At 38.6% G+C, this 1092-nt stretch carries 1 protein-coding gene; it reads right to left on the bottom strand.

The window, feature by feature from the left end:
• Positions 1–11: 11 nt before the first annotated feature.
• Positions 12–1092, bottom strand: a 1081-nt coding sequence (locus tag PPA04_RS09485) for an IS256 family transposase (protein WP_147206825.1), incomplete at its 5' end; no start/stop codon positions are given.

The raw sequence follows: 1092 nt of genomic DNA, 5'->3' as shown, positions 1-1092 counted from the left end.
TCACTTTTGAACTAAAACATTGATTCTAAAGTGTCTTGAACTAGGTTGAACCCTTTATGTGTTCGTCGCCCAAATTTGTCATTGTAATCAAGAATTACAGTCATTAAGGTTCTTTCCAAAGATTCTTCGTTGGGAAATTGTTCACGTTTCTTTGTTTGTCGCTTAAATTTTTTGTTAAATGATTCGATAAGATTGGTACTATAAATACTAGACCGGATAGCCGGTGGAAAATTAAAAAATACCAGTAATTTCTGGTTCTTTAATAAAGCTTGCGTAACTTTGGGATATCTTTTGCGCCAATGGTCAACAAAGTTGGCTAAGCTGTGCTCAGCCATTCGTTTATTGGTTGCTTGATGAATTAACTTAAAATCATTTAACACAGCTTTACGGTCATGAACCCGTACATGATGCGAAATATTACGACTTACATGAACTAGGCATTGCTGAATAACGGCGTTTGGATAATATTTACCAACGGCAGTTTCGAGGCCAACCAATCCATCGGCCACAAAAAGTAAGGTTTGTTGTACGCCACGATCCTTCAAATCAGCTAATACTTCAGACCACACAGAACTAGATTCTGTCGGAGCTATCTTGTAAGACAGCACTTCCTTATGACCATTAGGTTGAATGCCAATCGCAATATGAACTGCTTCTTTGGCAACTGTGTCACGTCGCAAGGGAAGATATGTGGCATCTAAATAAACGACAGCGTACCGTTCTGATAACGTTCGATTCTTGAAAGCTTCAACTTGTTCGTTAACTACCTTAGTTAGATTGGAAACTGTCTGTGGCGTGTAATAGGAACCATACATTTTTTCCATCAGATCGGCGATCTCATGAGTGGTAATTCCCTTTTGATAAAGCTGAATGATGGTTTGTTCTAACTGGTCTGTTCGTCGTTGATAGGCTGGTAATGTGTGGTTAACAAATTCTCCGTTTCGATCACGGGGAATCGTAAGATTCAATTCGCCATATTTTGTATTAAAGGTTCTCGTGTAGTGGCCATTACGAGAATTTCCTGAATTGAAGCCATTCCTATCATAGGGCTCATAACCTAAAAATGCAGAAAGTTCATTTTGTAATAGCTCA

The organism is Pediococcus parvulus, from assembly GCF_007990205.1.
In the GTDB taxonomy this organism is placed as follows: Bacteria; Bacillota; Bacilli; order Lactobacillales; family Lactobacillaceae; genus Pediococcus; species Pediococcus parvulus.
The sequence above is the reverse complement of the archived record's forward strand: the minus strand, read 5'-3'. Positions and strand labels throughout refer to the sequence as shown.